The organism is Spirosoma sp. KCTC 42546 (assembly GCF_006965485.1).
Lineage (GTDB): Bacteria > Bacteroidota > Bacteroidia > Cytophagales > Spirosomataceae > Spirosoma.
Map to the genome: position 1 here is coordinate 7,142,242 of NZ_CP041360.1, position 17,971 is coordinate 7,160,212.

Here is a 17,971-nt window from a genome sequence, read left to right on the forward strand (position 1 = left end):
TCGGGATGCACATACTGTAATTGGCTAGTTTAAACGTGGCAGCCAATGTAAGCAAACTGCGGAAAATAGTTTACCTGTATACTTGTTAATCCACAATTCGAAAGGCCATTTTAGCCTTTGCCCGCGAGAGGGCGTTAAAATGCCACCACTCGTATTCGATGGGACTAAAACCCCCTTGGCGCATGGCTGTGCGCAGAATCTTGCGATTATCGATCTGCTTTTGAGTGAGCTTGCCAGCTTTCAGCATTTCATTCTCTCGTGATGGATAAGCCAACTCGCCAAAGAAATCGTACTTCGTACCCATATCTAATGGCTCCGGTACGCCGGACCTTCCCTCTTTGGTGGCAACCGTTAAGTCAACAGCACAGCCGTAGTTGTGAATAGAGCCCTGACGTGGATCAGCTACATACTTCCGGCGTTCCCGCTCTGAGAGGTTAGGTAGTGCATTCCAGAGATTCCATTGCGCCGAACGAGGCCGGGCGGCATCGTATACCAGTAACCGTAGGTTAGGGTAATGAGCTTGCAGGTATTTACTGGCTTCCGCTAGTTTGTGAGCCGCCATGGGTTGCATATAAGCCCGTGTGAGATCCCCATACACGTCTTTCCCGACGAAATTATCGGTTGTTGAATACTTCAGTTCCACAAGAATTGTGGAGTCAATGTTTTGTATGTCGACTAAGCCCTGTTTAACCATAGCCTGCTCGACTTTGGGCTGGGCACTCAGCGTTGCGACACAGAGATACACACAGAAGACACAGAGATAGACGGAGAATCTGTGTGCATCGTTGCGCATCTTTGTGGATCTCTGTGACATAACTTTTTTATACATCATCATAACGCAAATAACGCCAAAACACGCTACTTTGCTTCATTATCCCCTTATTAGCGGCATGGCTCTTAACTACATCTGGGTTGCTTTCTTCGTAATTGCGTTTTTAGTGGCGCTGGTCAAACTGATTTTTCTGGGCGATACCGAAATCTTCAAAATCATTGTCGAAGGTCTTTTCGATTCATCCAAGGTAGCCGTCATGGATATAGCCTTGCCCCTGGCGGGTGTCATGACGTTTTTTCTGGGGTTGCTGAATATAGGCGAAAAAGCAGGCGCAATCAATTTCTTAGCCCGTATCATTGGGCCCTTCTTTCACAAGCTGTTTCCCGAAGTACCCAAAGATCACCCCGCCAATGGGCAGATGATTATGAACTTCTCCGCGAATATGCTTGGGTTAGACAATGCCGCTACTCCTTTTGGCCTACGTGCAATGGCCAGTTTGCAGGAATTGAACCCAACCAAAGAAACGGCTTCGAATGCCCAAATTATGTTTCTGGTGCTGCACACCTCGGGACTGACCATTATTCCGCTAAGCATCATGGCACAGCGAGCTATTCTGGGAGCAAAAGATCCCTCCGATATTTTTATCCCCTGCCTGATTGCTACCTACGTTGCTACAGTCGTAAGCATGATTGCTGTAGCAATAAAACAACGGATCAACTTGTTGAACAGCACTGTGCTAAGCTGGTTGGGTGGCATTACAAGCCTGATTGCGCTGGCGTTATGGTTCTTGTCAACAAAAACCAAAGAAGAAATTGAAGTCATTTCGAAAGTAACAGGCAACCTAATTCTGATGCTGATTGTGGTCTCGTTTCTTCTGGGAGCAATGCGCAAAAAGGTAGACATTTTCGACGCGTTCATTGAAGGGGCAAAAGGCGGCTTTGAAACGTCTGTACGCATTATTCCTTATCTAGTCGGCATGTTGGTCGCCATTAGTGCGTTCCGAAATTCCGGCGCTATGGACTACGTTATTGATGGCCTGAAATACATGTTCAGCCTGACCGGTATGAACACAGAGTTTACGGACGCGTTGCCTGTTGCTCTTATGCGCCCATTGAGCGGTTCGGGGTCGCGAGCGCTGATGATTGACGCCATGAAGCAATTTGGCCCTGACTCATTTGTTGGCCGATTAGCCTGCATGTTTCAGGGAGCTGCCGATACTACGTTTTATATAGTGGCTTTGTATTTCGGCTCGGTTGGTATTCGAAACTCCCGGTATGCCATTCCATTCGGCTTATTTGCCGATTTAATGGGGGTTATAGCAGGTATAGCCTTAGGCTATTTCTTTTTTCATTAAAACCACAATTTATTGTTATAAAAATGAGTAAAAACACTGGCTTTATTAGGCCGGTGTTTTTATTTACAGGCAATTAGTATCAACTACCCACAGCCATCTGGCCTATAGCTAAACCCCTTACCAGCTTCTTTTAGGGTAGTGTTATAAAGGGACTAAAATGCCCCTCATACTTAAGAAAGTGAAATTCTCCAGGCCGTATTGATACCCATTAATTCTGCTATTAACCTTAGAGAATCGTTGACTTAAGGCATTTCCAGCATCCTGCCATCTTACCCTATTTTATCGCAAATTAGCTGTGTTAGTAAAAGGATATGACCTAAGTAGTTTCACGGAATTGTACAATCAAGAGTCAAACAAACTAAATTTTACTTTTCACAAAAAATACAATATTTAATACTGATATTACCTAAAATATTTAATTATTATTTTACCTAAAGATCATATTTAGCACTTATGAATTCGGGAAATTTAACATTATTCTCTATTTTTAATAAGTATATAAGCGCGGGTATATCCCCTTAATCAAATCCAAATAATAGCCTTATTTAAACAAAAAAGAAGCTAATAATGAGAACGTTAAGTATAAATACTCAATAATTTATAGGGCATATTATAAAAAGCTAGTCATTCTAAATAGCCCTTCCAACTACAAATAGAATTTTCCAGGCACTCCTAAACGAGTTTGCAAATAAGTGGCTTTCTCCGCTTATTCCTGTTCGATCATGAATTATTTCTACTGTTCTAAATGTCTACTCTATTCTATGTTCTCAATTTTGGGAATTATCGGAATATTACAAAAAAACCTTTCGACAATATGTATGGAATTTGTATTCTGTACATTAACTTTGTTTCCCAATTTTTAGCACGTTTAGTATAAATTAATCGCTACTTACAAATGAAGAAAATTTTATTTGGAAGTTGGATACTTTCATTATTGTTCTGTCTACCCGTTTTAGCACAGGATGTAGTGGTAAGTGGCCAAGTTACTTCATCAGACGACGGGTCACTCCTGCCAGGGGTGACTGTACAGGTAAAAGGTGCCAATCGGGGTACAAACACCGATGCACAGGGCAATTATCGCATAACTGCTTCGGCTAACAGTACGTTAGTGTTCAGTTTTATTGGGTATCTATCACAAGAAGTTGTTGTTAACAGACAATCAACCATCAACGTCGGATTGAAGGGTGATTCTCAGCAACTGAACGAGGTAGTCGTTATTGGATATGGTACGCAGACCCGTCAGGATGCTACAGGTAGCATTTCATCCGTTAAAGGGGGTACTATTGCTCAGATGCCTATCCAGAGCTTCGAATCAGGTCTGGCTGGCCGGTCGGCCGGGGTTCAGATCACGGTTCCGAACGGCGTTCTTAACAACCCACCGGTTTTCCGGATCCGGGGAACAAACTCTATTTCGCTTAGCTCGTATCCGTTGATCATTGTGGATGGTGTCCCAACTTTCACCGGTGATCAGGGATCGACTAATGCCCCCAGTAACCCACTGGCCAGTATCAACCCAAATGATATTGAAAGTATGGACGTAGCTAAAGATGCAGCTGCTACGGCTATCTACGGTAGTCGCGCGGCTAATGGCGTTGTCTTTATTACCACCAAACGAGGTAAGTCAGGTAAAGTCCGGGTGAACTACGATGGCTGGGTAGGCTTCTCAAACACCTACCGGTTACCGGAGATGTTGAATGCCAGCCAGTATATTAATTTTAAGACGCAAGCGGCTGCCAATAACCCCACGGCTTCGGCGGTAAAGTTCACGCAAACCAACGATGCCAACGGCAATCCGATCGACACCAAATGGTATGATTATATCTACCGCCAGGGCGTTTCGCATAGCCATAACCTGAACGTTTCGGGTGGCAGTGAGAATACGAACTACTACTTCTCAGTAGGCTATACAAACCAGAAGGGTGTTCTCCAGAAAAATGATTTTAACCGGATGAACGCGCTGTTTAATGTAGACAGCAAGCTTAGCAAACTGTTTACCATTGGCGGTAAAATAGCGATTTCGAATGAGCGTAACCTGGCCGCTGGTACGTCGGGCTCGTTGAATGGTGAAGCCTTTAATACGAGTGGCCTGGGCCGGGTTGGTCTTGTACTGCCTCCAATTCTTTCGCCTTACAACAACGATGGTACGTATAATGTAAACGGGTCGGCTATTGGTGTAGCCAATAACATAGCAGGCACCTCGGTTTCTTATCCAAACCCAGTACCTACATTAGATTTGAACCGGTCAAATACGGAAAACAATCACATTCAGTCGAATGCCTACATTCAATTCAAGCCATTGGATTGGATCACGCTGAAAAGTACGTATGGTATTGATTATCTGCTGATTGACAACGATATATTCCAGGCACCTATCACTAGTGATGGCTATAGTTCAAATGGTAATGCGACGAGCAATTTCCGTAAGTTAAAAACGTGGTTGTGGACCAATACAGCGCAGTTTGATCGTTCGTTCGGTGCAGCCCACAACTTTAGTTTGCTATTGGGTCAGGAACAACAACGGTCAACTACGTTAGGGTATGGTATCAATCGTCAGACACTATCAGATCCGAACTACACCGTTATTCAGGCAGGTTATGTAACGACGAATACAGCCGGGCTAGCTTATGGTGAAAACTATTTACTGTCGGCTTTTGGTCGTCTGAACTATAACTATAAAGAGAAGTACTTCCTGAGTGGCAACTTACGCCAGGATGAGTATTCGGCGCTGGGCCAGAAAAAAGGAACATTCTACGGTCTTTCTGCGGGTTGGGAAATCACCCAGGAAGGCTTCTGGAAAGCCGCTTCGCTGGATAACATCTTCAGCAGTTTCAAAATCCGGGGTAGTTATGGTAAAGTAGGGAATATTGGCAGTATTAATGACTATTCGCCATATTCGCTCTATGGCTCCGGTTTATATGGTGGTGCTTCAACCTTGTTTTTCTCGGTTGTGGGGAACCCATCACTTAAGTGGGAAACCAGTACCAAAACAGATATTGGCTTTAACTTTGGTCTGTTCAACAATCGGATTACAGGGGAGGTTGCCTACTACAAAAATGATATCGACAACCTGATCCTCAACGTAGCTCAATCGCCATCTACGGGTATTCCAGGTACACTGTCTGGTGTTGCTTATCCACCCCAGAACGTTGGAACAATGTACAACAAAGGTCTTGAGGTTTCACTCAACGCCCGGGTTGTCAACACCAAGAGTTTCCAGTGGAGTTCGAACTTCAACATTACCTTTAATAAAAATGAAGTTACAGCGCTGGCTCCTGGTTTAAATGTACTCCAAACCGGTACATCGGGTCTGGAAACGGTAAACCAGACGGCTCCAGGTTATTCGCTAGGTCAACTGTGGGTTGTTCGCACCAATGGTGTTGACCCAGCAACGGGCAAACGGATTTTCGTTAATTCAGCCGGACAGAATGTGTATTATCAGTTCTACGCTCCATCGGGCGAGTTTAACTACTCAACCACGCCCGACGGAAAAACGAGATACGTTAGCCCAACTGGCGGTACATCCATTACCCAGGCTACGGACGCCGTTATGTACGCAAACGTGATCCCAAAAGTATATGGTGGTTTTGATAACAACTTCAAATTCAAAAACTTCGATCTGGGCGTTCTGCTTACCTACCAATTAGGTTTCTCGGTTTACTATGGTACCAACGCGGGTCTGCATGACCAACGTTTCTGGAATAATGCAACCGATGTTTTGACCGATGCCTGGCAGAAAGAAGGGGATACGGGCAAGAAATACGCGAAGCCTGTTTTCAATGACAACACCTCCAATGGCTCAGCCTTCCCAATGGACATCAACGTATTCAAAGGTGATTTCCTGAAAGTTCGGTCAGTAACCTTTGGCTACACGCTCCCCGCATCGTTGCTGTCGAAAGCTAGAATCAGTAGCCTGCGTCTCTATGTGAGCGGTCAGAATTTAGGTGTACTCACGAAATACCCTGGTCCAGATCCAGAAGTATCCTCTAACGGATCGACTGTCAATGGTGGACAGGGTGTCGACAGAAATACGATCGGTAATGCCCGTACGATCACCGTTGGTCTGAAAGCCGGTTTTTAATCAAGAAAGAAGAACTAACAAATGAAAAATATAGGAAAGTATTCCGCAGTTTTGGGCCTGGTTCTGCTAGGCGCCAGTTCATGCAATCGGGATTTGCTTACTCCAATTCCGCAGACATCGGTATCCGATGCATCGGCCTTCAGTACCACAACCCGGGTACAAACTCAGCTTCTATCGTTGTACGGAGCGCTGAAAGATGGTAACTTCTACGGTGGACGCTATGTGATTTATGGCGATATCCGGGGTGAAGAGTTCATTAACGAAACCTCTAACCTGGTTACAGGCTCGGACGTATGGGGGTTAAACGCCACAAACGGTGCTACTGCTGTTGTAAACCTGTGGTATTTCGCTTATCTGGCCATCAACAAATGCAATATCTTTATTGATGGGATGGCCGCTGGTGGTACCACGGTTGTTGGTGCAGATGCGTCGGCAAAGTACATTGCTGAAGCTAAATTGATTCGGGCGCTGAGCTATTACAGCTTGCTTCAGTACTATGCTCGTCCGTATGCAGATGGCAATGGCAGCAAGCCAGGCGTTCCGCTTCGGTTGAACGGAATCAAAGGGGTTGGTCAGTCGAATCTGGCGCGGAGCACCGTTGCCGAAGTGTATACGCAAATCCTGAAAGATTTGAACGATGCCGAAACCGGTTTGCCCTCAACTTACACGGCTGCGTCTGACAATACAACCCGGGCGCATAAAAATACGGCCATTGCCTTAAAAACACGGGTGTATTTAACCATGCAGAATTACGCCAGTGTTATTACGGAAGCGAACAAGATTGTGAGCGCAACAGCTCCGTTCAAAGCACCTACGGGTGTTCCGCATCAGTTGCAATCGGACATTACAACCGTGTTCACAACCTATGCTAACCCGGAATCTATCTTCTCGATGCCGATGACCTCCACAACTGGCGATTTCCCCGGCACGCAGAATCAGTTAGCTTATTATTTCTCGCCTAATACAGCAAATGGTGGCGTTGGAAACGGTGAATATTCACTGAATCCAAAAGGGATTGTTGCTGAACCAACCTGGACGGCTACCGACAAACGGCGGTCGTTCATTAAGCAATCTGGTACAGGTGCAACAGTTAAAAACTGGTTGAATAAGTACAAAACAGCAAGCCCATATACGGATTGGGTTCCTGTAATACGGTATTCAGAAGTATTGCTGAACCTGGCAGAAGCAAAAGTTCGCAGCACCAATACGGTAGATGAGCAGGCTGTTGCGCTACTGAATGCCGTTCGTAACCGATCCGATGCGGCAACGACCTTTACGGCAGCCAATTTCGCCACGTCAGCTGATCTGGCCAATGCCATTTTGCTGGAGCGTAGAATCGAATTCCTGGGAGAAGGTCTACGAAATAATGACCTGATGCGTCTGCTCCAAACGATTCCGGCTAAAGGAACGGTACCGGCTAAAGCGCCTACGGAACCAAATTATATCTGGCCTATTTCGGCTTCAGAACTGGCGTTGAATAATCTCGCTACAGATAACTAACCAATAAAAGGGTTCTATCTTCAAAAAGGCGATTACTCCGATCGGAGTAGTCGCCTTTTATTATAAAAAAGGCAAAAAAAGTGCCATGAAATAATGAAAAATAAAAATTTCAGGTAGTACATTTGTCTTTAATTGCAATTTTTTTAAATGACAATTTAATCTTTACTCACAAATGAGGAAAATTTTAGTAGGAAGCTGGCTGCTTTGCTTGCTCTTCTGCCTACCTGTGTTGGCACAAGACATTGCTGTTAGTGGTCGCGTCACTTCATCAGACGACGGCTCTGCCCTACCGGGTGTGAGCGTACAGGTAAAAGGAACAACCCGTGGTGCCATAACCGATGCCAGCGGGAATTACTCAATCAACGTACCTGCCAATGCCAGACTTGTATTCAGTTTCATTGGCTATACAGGTCAGGAGGTTGCCGTCGGCAATAAAACGACCGTCAACGTAGTGCTTGTGGCAGGCTCCCAGAGTCTGGATGAGATTGTGGTAACCGCTCAGGGTATTGAACGGGACAAGCGGTCGCTGGGGTATGCAACGCAGGAAGTAGGCGGCAACATTCTGGCTCAACGCTCTGAACCGAACCTGCTTAATGCACTCCAGGGTAAACTTGCCGGGGTTAGCATTACCGGTTCCAGTGGTGCGCCAGGTGCATCAACCAACATCAACATCCGGGGGATTACGTCGTTCAACGGTAGTAACCAACCGCTGATCGTTGTTGATGGGATTATCTTCAGCAATGATGTTAACAACACGCAGAACACCCTCTTTGGTACCCAGCCCTCTAACCGACTGGCCGATATTAATCCAGAAAGCATCGAGTCCGTCAACGTACTGAAAGGACCTGCAGCTGCTGTATTATATGGATCGCGGGCTTCGGCCGGCGCTATTGTCATCACCACCAAATCGGGTCGTAACCAGAATAATAAGACGGAAGTGACGGTCAATTCATCCTATAACGTCCAGAACGTATATGGTATACCGAAATTCCAGAATGACTACGGTCAGGGAGCCAATAACCTGTTTACGGCTAATTCAGCCAACTCATGGGGACCGGCTTTCGCAGGAGGTCCTACTTCGGTAACGAATACACAGGGACTGGTTGTGCCTTATCAGGCGTATCCAAACAACGTCAAGGATTTCTACAAGCAAGGAAGCATTATCCAGAATTCGGTTAATATTGCTTCCGGTGATGCCAATCGCAACTACATTATTGCCATTGGAAATACCCTCCAGAACGGAGTTGTACAAAACTCGAAGTTTAACCGGACCAACGTCCAGCTTGGGGGGGAATCACGTCTGCAAAATGGCCTGAAGATCAGCGGTACAGGCACTTACGTCCAGACGGTATCGACAGGTATTCCAGGTGGTAATGGAGCGAGCGCCTTTGGGCAGATTACCCGTATTCCTCGTAGCTACAACCTGGCCGGCGAGCCTTATCAGGATGCCAATGGAAAAAGTATTTATTATTCTACGACATCGGTCAATCCACAATGGAGTGTAAATAACGAACGGCTCGATAGCCAAGTAGACCGCTTTTTCGGTAACTTCCAAATCAGCTACGACATTGCTAAGTGGCTGAACGTAGCCTACCGGGTAACGGGTGATACGTATACGGATCGTCGTAAATTGACCTTACCGATTGGCGCAGGTCGTGCACCTTTAGGTCAGGTACAGCAGGATAATTTCTTCCGGAATGAATTGAACGGGGATTTATTGATTACAGCCCGCAAAGACAATTTATTTCTGGAAGGTCTTAATGCCAACTTGTTGTTAGGCAATAATATTAACCAGCGCAAAACGCAGGAAGTGATAGCAGACGGAGCCTCACTAACCATTCCAGGTTATTATAATATTAATAACGGAACGGTATTTACGGGCAGTGGCGAAACGAGCACACAGCGTCGGTTAGTTGGTTACTATGGTCAATTATCCCTGAATTATAACAACTACATATTTGTAGAATTATCAGGACGTGCTGACCAGTCCTCTACCTTACCTCAGGCGAACAACACCTACTTCTATCCGTCGGCATCCGTCAGTTTCGTACCAACCGATGCGTTCAAGGTAAACTCAGATGTATTATCGTATGCGAAAGTTCGGGCTAGTGCTGCCCGTGTAGGCCGTGATGCCGATCCGTATCTGTTGAATTCGGTGTATGTAACTTCAGGCTATGGTAATAACGTGGCCAGTATCGCCTTCCCATTGTCTGTCAATGGTGCCAGTATTCCGGGCTTTGGTATCAGCAGCCGGATTGGCAGTAATAGCCTCAAACCTGAGTTTGTTACATCTTACGAAGCCGGTATTAACCTCGGATTCTTTAAAAACCGGTTGAGCATTGATGCTACCTATTTCGATTCTCGTAGTACGCAGCAGATTTTCAACGTAGCGGTATCGAACTCATCGGGTTATGACACCCGCACAACCAACGTTGGGGAATTGCGTAACCAGGGTGTTGAAGTAGTTCTGAATGCTACGCCCATACGGGCAGGTGGCTTCAAATGGGATGCAACCCTGAACTATACCCTCATTCGAAATAAGGTCGTGTCCATTGCACCCGGTGTTGTTTCGTCTAACATCACGGGTAACTCGTTTGTTGGTATCGCACCATCTATTTACGAAGGATTCCCGTATGGTGTAATCGTTGGTACGGCCAACGCTCGTGCGCAGAGTTCGGATCCCAAAGGGCTATACTATGATGCAACAGGCCAGTATGCGGGCCAATACATCATTAACGGAACCTCTGGCCAGTTTGCACCCGGTATTGCTAACTCGGTCATTTCAAACCCACAGCCTAACTACACAGCAGGTTTGACCAATACCTTCTCCTATAAAGGTATTGCTTTGTCGGTGTTAGTTGATACGCGGCAAGGTGGTCAGCTCTACTCATTCAATGCTGTAGATGTCCGGTCGAATGGTACTTTGTATGTAACGGGTCTAGACCGTGACCAGCCCCGAATTTTACCCGGTGTTATTCAGAATACAGACGGTACGTTCCGGCCTAACAACATTCAACTGCCAGCACAGACGTATTGGCAAGGACTGGGTGGTTTAGCTTCAGAAGGAGCCGTATTTGATGCTACAGTTTATCGTCTACGCGAAGTAGCGCTGAACTATACGTTACCAAAGAGCTTGTTGAGTAAAACCCCATTCGGTGCTATTTCAATAGGTGTTAGTGGTCGTAATTTATATTTCTACGCACCTAACTTCACAGCAGATCCTGAAACCAATACACAGGGCGCTGGTAACATTCAGGGACTTGACCTGAACGGTCCGCCAAACACCCGCAACTTCGGGGGTAACATTCGGCTTACGTTCTAATCACCTTATTCATTCGATTTACTTATGAAATTTATAATTCCCAAAAGCTACCTGCTGATTCCTGTCTTTTTAGGGATGGGGGCCTGTAGCAAATACCTGGACGTTAACGTAACCCCCAACAACCCGACATCGGTAACACCGGCGGTGTTGTTGCCAGGTGCTCAAGCTGGTTCTGCATTCGCCAATTCTAATGAATTGAACCGCTTTGCATCAGTATTGGTCCAACAATTGACCGGCGCTGCCAACAACCCAGCCAACTACGATGTTTATCAGACCAATGGAGCCGACTTTGGCAACCAGTGGAGTGGTGAACTTTACAACGGTGCATTGGTCAACTACCAGAAGTTGATCGAGTTAGGCGACGCAACGAACTCGAAAGCCTATTCCGGTATTGCCAAGATCATGAAGGCGTATACCTTCAGCATTGCTACCGATGTGTGGGGTGATGTACCTTACTCCCAGGCCTTACAGGGCGAAGCCTTTACAACCCCCCGTATTGATAAGCAGGAAGATATCTACAAAGGCAACGCGTCGCTGGGCATTCAAAGCCTGTTCGATCTGGTGCGCGAAGGTATCAAGGATCTCGACGCGGCATCGGTGACGAAGCCCGGTGCTGACGATTTGATCTACGGTGGCGATCTGGCCAAATGGAAACGGGCAGGCAATACGCTGCTGTTGAAATTTGCCATGACCATTAGTCGTAAAGAGCCTGCTCTGGCTACCAGCGTAATCAATGAAGTAATTACAGGGAACAACTTTATAAACGCCAACAACGTAGATGCGAATGTAACATTTGGAGCCAGTGTAAACAGCCAGGCACCCATTTACGTGTACACGAACCTCAGCACATTCAAGGATGATCTGATTTTGAGTACTCGGTACCTGAATCTGCTTACGGCTCTGAATGATCCACGCCTGCCGATCTTCTTTACCAAACCAGGGGCTAACTACGTAACCCTTGACAATGGTTTCCGGGGAACATTGCCAACCCCTGTAGCCAACTGGTCGCGCTACAATAAATACGTAACGGGCAATAGCGGAGAAGGACCGGTTCGCTTAATCACCAACTTCCAGCGGGCTTTCATTCTGGCCGAAGCCGCTCTTCGTTTGGGTACACCTGGCGATCCACAAGCACTTTACAAAGAAGGCATTACCGCGTCGATGACCCTGGCCGGTTTAACGGCTGATCAAATCGCGGCTTACTTCACCGCTAACCCAACCGTGGCTACCCTGGCTGGAACTACGGAAGAGAAAATTGCGCAGGTGATCACCCAGAAATACATTGCCTTTACGGGGAATGGACTGGAATCCTGGAACGACTATCGTCGGACGGGCTACCCGGTTCTGCAACCATCCCAGAATGCAGCGGGTATCGATGGAACACGTCCTGTTCGGGCGGTTTACATCAACAACGAAATTCAGCGCAATCCGAATTTCACCAATCCAGCCCCGCAGTCAAACGTCCGCGTTTGGTGGGATATTGACTAATTGTTAACGACTTCAAACACGCAATTGAATGAAAAAATATATAATACAAAGTTTACTGCTGGCCCTGCTGGTTGGTGGTAGCTTCTCCTGCAAGGACGACTACATCTACAGCGATCTGGTGCGCGATAACCGCCCGGCAATTCCTGTAACGTTTCCGGGCACAACAACCTACGGATTCAACCCCTTTATTACTACCTCGATAGCAGGTGGTGGCCCTATTGAGTTCACCTTGTCGATTCCAGCGTCAAGTGGTCGTACGATTAAGGAAATCACCAAGATTGTGGGAGGGGCAACGGGTATCAACGTCGCTACATTGAATGCGGCCACGGCCACCAGCGCCTACAATGCAGCGCCCATAGCAGGTACCGGCACAACGGCCGTGTTTACAACAACACTTGCTGCCTTCAAAACAAAGTACCCAACGGTGGCTACGACGCCGGTAGCCTTACCCAACTACACCGAAATCCAGTTTCTGTTTCTAGTCACGTTGGACGATGGCACGCAAATCGTTCCGGAACCGGTTCGAGTACGTATTGTAGCCTGATTTATCTAGTAAACTAAAGTTTATTAAAAAGCCCTCTGAGCAATTGGAGGGCTTTTTGATTTTCAGCGGTATTGGTCTAACAAATGTGTATTTTAGAGAAAAGTTACTGGCATCAACCATGCATTTACGAAAAACCGTACAGCTATTTATTCCTGCTTTTCTTTTCATACTTACTACTGCCCAGGCACAATTGCCGATTCGGGGTACGCAATGGAAAGGGATTATACTTACTCCAGACGCACTGAACGTTCTGTTAAGTTTCCGCGATGACACAATGGTTATTAGTACCGAAACCGATCATCGTTCGGTGGAAACAATGCAGTACGACCAAACTGGCGATACGCTTAGCTTGCAGAAAATTGAAGGGCAAAGCTCCTGTAATACCACATCAGTAGGTACGTATCGACTTATCTATACTAACAACGGCGAGGGATTCCAGCTACAGCTATTGAGCGACAATTGCCCGCAACGTCAGGAAGCCTTCAGCTCGACCGCATCATTTATTCGTTTACGCCCTAACCCAACGAATCAACCTCCACGAAACTGGCCTTATCTCGATCCCAAGAACGACTCCGTAGCGGGCATCAGCCTGTATCGGGCGTATGAGTTATTGGCTGGCCGTAAGTCCGTTCCGGTAGTAGTGGGCGTACTGGATTCGGGTGTCGATCTCACGCATGAAGACTTGCGGGACGTAGTTTGGGTAAACCCGAAAGAAATTCCTGGCAATTCGATTGACGATGACAAGAATGGCTATACCGATGACCTGAACGGCTGGAATTTCATGGGCGCCAAAGACGGCACAACCTATGAGTACGATCAGCCGGAAATCACGCAGACCTATGTTATCCTGAGAACTAAGTACGACAAGCTTACCCCTGCTACTGCCTCCCCAAACGAAAAACGACAATACGAGACTTACCAAACCGCAAAAAAACAGTTTCTACAGCGCTACAAGACTAACTTACCGAAATACCTGGCCTTTGCAGACACGGCACAATTCTGGCGAATCACTCAACAAATCGAGTCCAAATTACCAACTACAGTCACGACCTCAGCAGCCATTCGTGCTATCGACTTCGGGACGGATTCAGTAGCCGTTGCGGTGCAAACTATTTTAGCAGAGGCCTATCTTCCTCAATATGGCCCGTTCAGTTCCTACGTTGGTCTGGTTCGCAAAAATTGGACGCGGTTCCGGCAGATCATGGGCAGCGAGGCTGATATTGCTTACAATCCAGATTATAATCCTCGAAAAACCGTTGGTGATAACCCAGCCAATCCTACGGAGCGTTATTACGGAAGTCCCACCATGTTAATCGGTCAATCGCAGCAGTTAGCCATGCATGGCAGTCACGTAGCAGGTATTATTGCGGCCAAACGCGGCAATGGGCGGGGCATTGATGGTGTTGCGGACAACGTTCGGATTATGCCGGTATCGGTTGTACCATCCAATGGCGACGAGCGTGATAAAGATGTTGCCAATGGTATTCTGTATGCCGTTGAAAATGGCGCTAAAGTGATCAACATGAGTTTTGGCAAGCGCCTGTCGCCCTTTAAAGAACAGGTCGATGCTGCGATTCGATTTGCTGAGGAGCACGATGTGCTGATTGTTCATGCCGCTGGTAACAACGGCGAAAATTATGACTCGCTCCCCGCCTTTCCGTCGGCACGGTACGAGAGTGGCGAACTAGCCAGGAATGTTCTTGTAGTTGGTAATAGTACATGGCGCGTTGGCCAGGATTTACCAAGTCGTTCCTCAAATTATGGAGCGCAAACCGTAGATGTGTTTGCACCTGGCACCGCTATTCTGTCAACCCTGCCTCATAATCGCTACGCTAGTTTATCAGGCACCAGTATGGCATCGCCCATGACGGCGGGTGTGGCGGCTTTACTTCGTTCGTATTTCCCGAAGCTAACCGCTGTTCAGGTTAAAGAAATCCTGATGCGAAGTAGTTACCAGCCCGACGTTACGGTTCGTAAACCAGGCCGTTCAGCTCAACAAGTGCCATTTAAAAACCTAAGCCGCTCAGGCGGTCTACTCAATGCCTATGAAGCCGTGAAAATGGCGATGGAAGTAAAGTGAGTAGATAGGTGGAGTGAGTAAAGTAGGTGTAGTAAGTTGATTAGTACTGCCCTCACTCCACCTACTCCACTCACTCCACCTATTCCACTCACTACCAGGCAACTTCTTTCTTATCATGCCAGAATTTGCCCGTTTCGGATTGTGGCGCTTCGGTAGCCAGCCAGACGATGGTTTCAGCCCCTTTTTCAACGGGTCGGCTGGCATTTGAGCCACCCATATCTGTACGTACCCAACCCGGATCAACGCAGTTAACCGCTATGTTCTGTCCTTTAAGCGCCCCGGCAAATTGCTTCGTTACTGCATTAAGGGCAGTTTTTGAGATGCTATAGGCAGGAGCGTAGGTGGTCATATCATTAAGTGCGCCCGCTCCACTCGATACGTTAATAATACGAGCACCAGACGTACTTTTTTGCAAGTGTTCAAGAAAATCCTGAATGACTAAGATAGGACCCGTCACATTAGCTTTTAAGGTCCGGTCGAGCATTTCAGTGTTCAGATTCAAGATATCCTCGCCATGATCTTCGAGTACACCCGCATTGTTGACGAGTACATCGAGATGATCTGCCTTTTGGGAAAACGTGCCACAAGCCGTCCGGATACTGACCGGGTCTGTTACATCAAGATGCACAAAGGTGGCTTCGTAACCTGCCTGACATAATTCTTCGGCAGCTTCACGACCTTTAGCTATGTCGCGGGCACCAATAAATACGGCAAAACCGTGTTGGGCAAGCTGACGGGCAATTTCTTTTCCGATTCCTTTATTGGCCCCCGTAATCAGGGCTGTTCGCTGGTGGTGAGTTTTCATATACACTAAATCTCTTCTACTCCAAAATGTTTGCAAAAAATCAACCGTAAGCTCAAGTCATTGACCGTTTCCTAAGTGCTGTCATGAAATTTAGTAGTTTAGCAACTATTCTTACTTACTGAATTATTGACCAGCTCCCAATGAAATCGTTTTATTTTGTTTTGACACTTATCCTTTTATCCGTCGGTTGGGCGTTGGCTCAAACGGGTTCGGCTAGTAGCTCAAAACCAGTTTCAACAACTGCTTCACCCAATCGCCAGCAGGAACTCTACGACCAGTACCACGGCATTACAAAAAAACCGTCGACGGCCTCAACAGCCGCGGCTCCTGTTCCGCCTACATCAACCGTCAACCGCGTTGATGAGCAGCAGTTAATGAAAAAATCTGCAAAGACAAAAAAAGTAGATCCACCTGTAGCGATTACGCCTTCTGAGCCAACAGCAACTGTAAATAGATCAGAACGGGCAGCTCCAGCAGGTAGTGCATCTGGTGTTCGGATTGGGATTCGGGGCGGGGTTACGTACCCCGTTTTTACCGAAACAATGACAAGTGTTGATCCAGCTATTGGCTTTGTTGGTGGCCTGACATTTAATTTTGGAGCGCGGCACGTTTCATTTCAACCTGAAGTCAATTACGCACGCTATACTAATAAAGTAACCAATTTTGGCACCTATACCAATGCTATAGATGCCCTTGAAGTGCCTTTGTTTCTGAAATTCTCCACTGGAACCTATGCTGGTAGCCGCTTTTTCGTGAATGTAGGGCCTTACGCAACCTATTCACTGAGTGCAAGTCAGGATGGGAAGAAAATATCGCTCGATGGTACCAAAGGCCGCTTTGGCTTTGGTGCAGGAGCAGGTCTTGGAGCAGCGCTGAAAGCTGGACCTGGCCACGTTACGATTGAAGTTCGGGGGCTATATCCATTGGGTGATATAGACGGCGGCTTCAACACAGATTCCAAGATAATCTTCGGGCAGGGAACACTGGGTTATGTATTTCCGCTCGGAGGCCGATACTAAAAAAACTTTCTCATAGAGTGGGTTTTTAGAATGGCGACAACCACTTGGGTGTCGCCATTTTTGTTTCCTCACCACTCGTAGTAGTCCAAAATAGATTCTCTCGTGATTAACCCTGTTTCCGAATTTTCGATAGGCCCGACATTTCCTTTGACTTTATCGTTGGGTTACCAAAGTAGTTGATCGTACTTACTCCATCAGCCGAAGCAGATAAGGTTTCAGTAACACGAACATCGGCCCGGCTAGCGCCGTCGAGATGGAGCGTAGCATGGACAATCGTCAACTCATCAGCAATTAGTTTACCCGCTCCCGACATCCGAATATCCGCTTCGGTAGCCGTTCCCCGCAAACGGGCCTGCGAACCCTCCTGCACCGTCAGTTTCAGATTCTTAGCCGAAATAGGGGCTATGAGTCGGCTGCCGGTTTCAACTGTAGCGGTTAGTGTAGTTGCCTGAATAGGCATATCTGATTCGACCGAACAGCCTGTGCTAACGTCAACCTGATTCAGGTCCGCTACGTGAATGGTTACGGTTACTCCTTTGGTATTATTGTAGGTCTTGCTCTGCGAAAGCATCACCGTTAATTCACCGTTTTTCACATCTGTTACTACGTGTTCAAGAATATTGCTCTCCCCCTCCAGTTCGGCCACTCCGGCATTACCTGCTTCAATTCGCACGCGTATACCAACCCGAACCTTTAATTTATCGAAACGGCTAATGGTACGTTGCTGCTTTACAAGTTGACCATTGCCAACGATTGAATTCTGGGCATAGACTCCCTGACTTACTACAACCGATAGAGCAATGACCAGGGCTGTTTTTATAGTTTTCATGCGTCAAAAATTGAGTTTTACATCGTGCGTACAAAGTAAGGATACCATTCCGAAATGAACGTTGCTTCCGTCATGAAAGATAGCAAAGGTTTACTGAGTAACTGTCTGTTGTCGTATATCCTTATTGACTAGTTATGCCCATTAAAAAGTAGTAAGGCATAAAAAAAGCGTTCGCCAGCG

11 protein-coding genes are annotated in these 17,971 nt (G+C 46.8%); 8 read left to right on the forward strand and 3 right to left on the reverse strand.

Annotation, left to right across the window (positions count from 1 at the left end; genetic code table 11):
* Positions 1 to 85: 85 nt before the first annotated feature.
* Positions 86 to 814 carry a M15 family metallopeptidase gene (locus EXU85_RS29195; RefSeq protein WP_371731964.1) on the reverse strand — a complete coding sequence of 243 codons (729 nt, stop codon included), beginning with the start codon at positions 812 to 814 and terminating at the stop codon, positions 86 to 88.
* A 76-nt stretch (positions 815 to 890) separates the two neighbouring features.
* Here EXU85_RS29195 and EXU85_RS29200 point away from each other — a divergent pair, with 76 nt between their 5' ends.
* From EXU85_RS29200 to EXU85_RS29230, 7 genes are all read left to right on the forward strand, one after another.
* Positions 891 to 2,126 (forward strand): nucleoside recognition domain-containing protein, encoded by a 1,236-nt coding sequence (locus tag EXU85_RS29200; RefSeq protein WP_142775463.1) that lies wholly within the window; start codon positions 891 to 893, stop codon positions 2,124 to 2,126.
* Between the two features lie 895 nt (positions 2,127 to 3,021).
* Positions 3,022 to 6,204: a TonB-dependent receptor gene (locus EXU85_RS29205; RefSeq protein WP_142775464.1), complete on the forward strand. Its 3,183-nt coding sequence runs from the start codon at positions 3,022 to 3,024 to the stop codon at positions 6,202 to 6,204.
* A 21-nt stretch (positions 6,205 to 6,225) separates the two neighbouring features.
* Positions 6,226 to 7,704 carry a RagB/SusD family nutrient uptake outer membrane protein gene (locus tag EXU85_RS29210; protein ID WP_142775465.1) on the forward strand — a complete coding sequence of 493 codons (1,479 nt, stop codon included), beginning with the start codon at positions 6,226 to 6,228 and terminating at the stop codon, positions 7,702 to 7,704.
* Between the two features lie 172 nt (positions 7,705 to 7,876).
* The gene (locus EXU85_RS29215) at positions 7,877 to 11,026 is read left to right on the forward strand and encodes a SusC/RagA family TonB-linked outer membrane protein (RefSeq protein WP_142775466.1); all 3,150 of its coding nucleotides are present in this window, start codon (positions 7,877 to 7,879) and stop codon (positions 11,024 to 11,026) included.
* Positions 11,027 to 11,050: 24 nt separating this feature from the next.
* A complete protein-coding gene (locus EXU85_RS29220; RefSeq protein WP_142775467.1) occupies positions 11,051 to 12,514 on the forward strand; it encodes a SusD/RagB family nutrient-binding outer membrane lipoprotein in 1,464 nt (487 codons plus the stop codon).
* Positions 12,515 to 12,542: 28 nt separating this feature from the next.
* Complete coding sequence (locus EXU85_RS29225; protein ID WP_142775468.1) at positions 12,543 to 13,058, forward strand: hypothetical protein; 516 nt, start codon at positions 12,543 to 12,545, stop codon at positions 13,056 to 13,058.
* 118 nt (positions 13,059 to 13,176) lie between these two features.
* Entirely contained in the window at positions 13,177 to 15,138 is a 1,962-nt protein-coding gene (locus tag EXU85_RS29230; RefSeq protein ID WP_142775469.1) for a S8 family peptidase, read from the forward strand.
* Positions 15,139 to 15,229: 91 nt separating this feature from the next.
* On the opposite strand, the gene EXU85_RS29235 is transcribed toward EXU85_RS29230, so the two are convergent.
* On the reverse strand, positions 15,230 to 15,943 hold the full coding sequence (locus EXU85_RS29235; RefSeq protein WP_142775470.1) for an SDR family oxidoreductase: 714 nt from the start codon (positions 15,941 to 15,943) through the stop codon (positions 15,230 to 15,232).
* A gap of 140 nt (positions 15,944 to 16,083) precedes the next feature.
* Between EXU85_RS29235 and EXU85_RS29240 the strand changes: the two genes are divergently transcribed.
* On the forward strand, positions 16,084 to 16,962 hold the full coding sequence (locus EXU85_RS29240) for an outer membrane beta-barrel protein (RefSeq protein ID WP_142775471.1): 879 nt from the start codon (positions 16,084 to 16,086) through the stop codon (positions 16,960 to 16,962).
* A 106-nt stretch (positions 16,963 to 17,068) separates the two neighbouring features.
* On the opposite strand, the gene EXU85_RS29245 is transcribed toward EXU85_RS29240, so the two are convergent.
* Complete coding sequence (locus tag EXU85_RS29245) at positions 17,069 to 17,791, reverse strand: head GIN domain-containing protein (RefSeq protein WP_142775472.1); 723 nt, start codon at positions 17,789 to 17,791, stop codon at positions 17,069 to 17,071.
* Between the last annotated feature and the right edge of the window lie 180 nt (positions 17,792 to 17,971).

What these genes read in the sequence shown, in the direction of transcription:
- EXU85_RS29225 (WP_142775468.1), top strand. Translation starts at nt 12,543, where the DNA reads ATGAAAAAATATATAATACAAAGTTTACTGCTGGCCCTGCTGGTTGGT.
- EXU85_RS29210 (WP_142775465.1), top strand. Translation starts at nt 6,226, where the DNA reads ATGAAAAATATAGGAAAGTATTCCGCAGTTTTGGGCCTGGTTCTGCTA.
- EXU85_RS29200 (WP_142775463.1), top strand. Translation starts at nt 891, where the DNA reads ATGGCTCTTAACTACATCTGGGTTGCTTTCTTCGTAATTGCGTTTTTA.
- EXU85_RS29205 (WP_142775464.1), top strand. Translation starts at nt 3,022, where the DNA reads ATGAAGAAAATTTTATTTGGAAGTTGGATACTTTCATTATTGTTCTGT.
- EXU85_RS29235 (WP_142775470.1), bottom strand. Translation starts at nt 15,943, where the DNA reads ATGAAAACTCACCACCAGCGAACAGCCCTGATTACGGGGGCCAATAAA.
- EXU85_RS29245 (WP_142775472.1), bottom strand. Translation starts at nt 17,791, where the DNA reads ATGAAAACTATAAAAACAGCCCTGGTCATTGCTCTATCGGTTGTAGTA.
- EXU85_RS29240 (WP_142775471.1), top strand. Translation starts at nt 16,084, where the DNA reads ATGAAATCGTTTTATTTTGTTTTGACACTTATCCTTTTATCCGTCGGT.
- EXU85_RS29195 (WP_371731964.1), bottom strand. Translation starts at nt 814, where the DNA reads ATGTCACAGAGATCCACAAAGATGCGCAACGATGCACACAGATTCTCC.
- EXU85_RS29215 (WP_142775466.1), top strand. Translation starts at nt 7,877, where the DNA reads ATGAGGAAAATTTTAGTAGGAAGCTGGCTGCTTTGCTTGCTCTTCTGC.
- EXU85_RS29220 (WP_142775467.1), top strand. Translation starts at nt 11,051, where the DNA reads ATGAAATTTATAATTCCCAAAAGCTACCTGCTGATTCCTGTCTTTTTA.
- EXU85_RS29230 (WP_142775469.1), top strand. Translation starts at nt 13,177, where the DNA reads ATGCATTTACGAAAAACCGTACAGCTATTTATTCCTGCTTTTCTTTTC.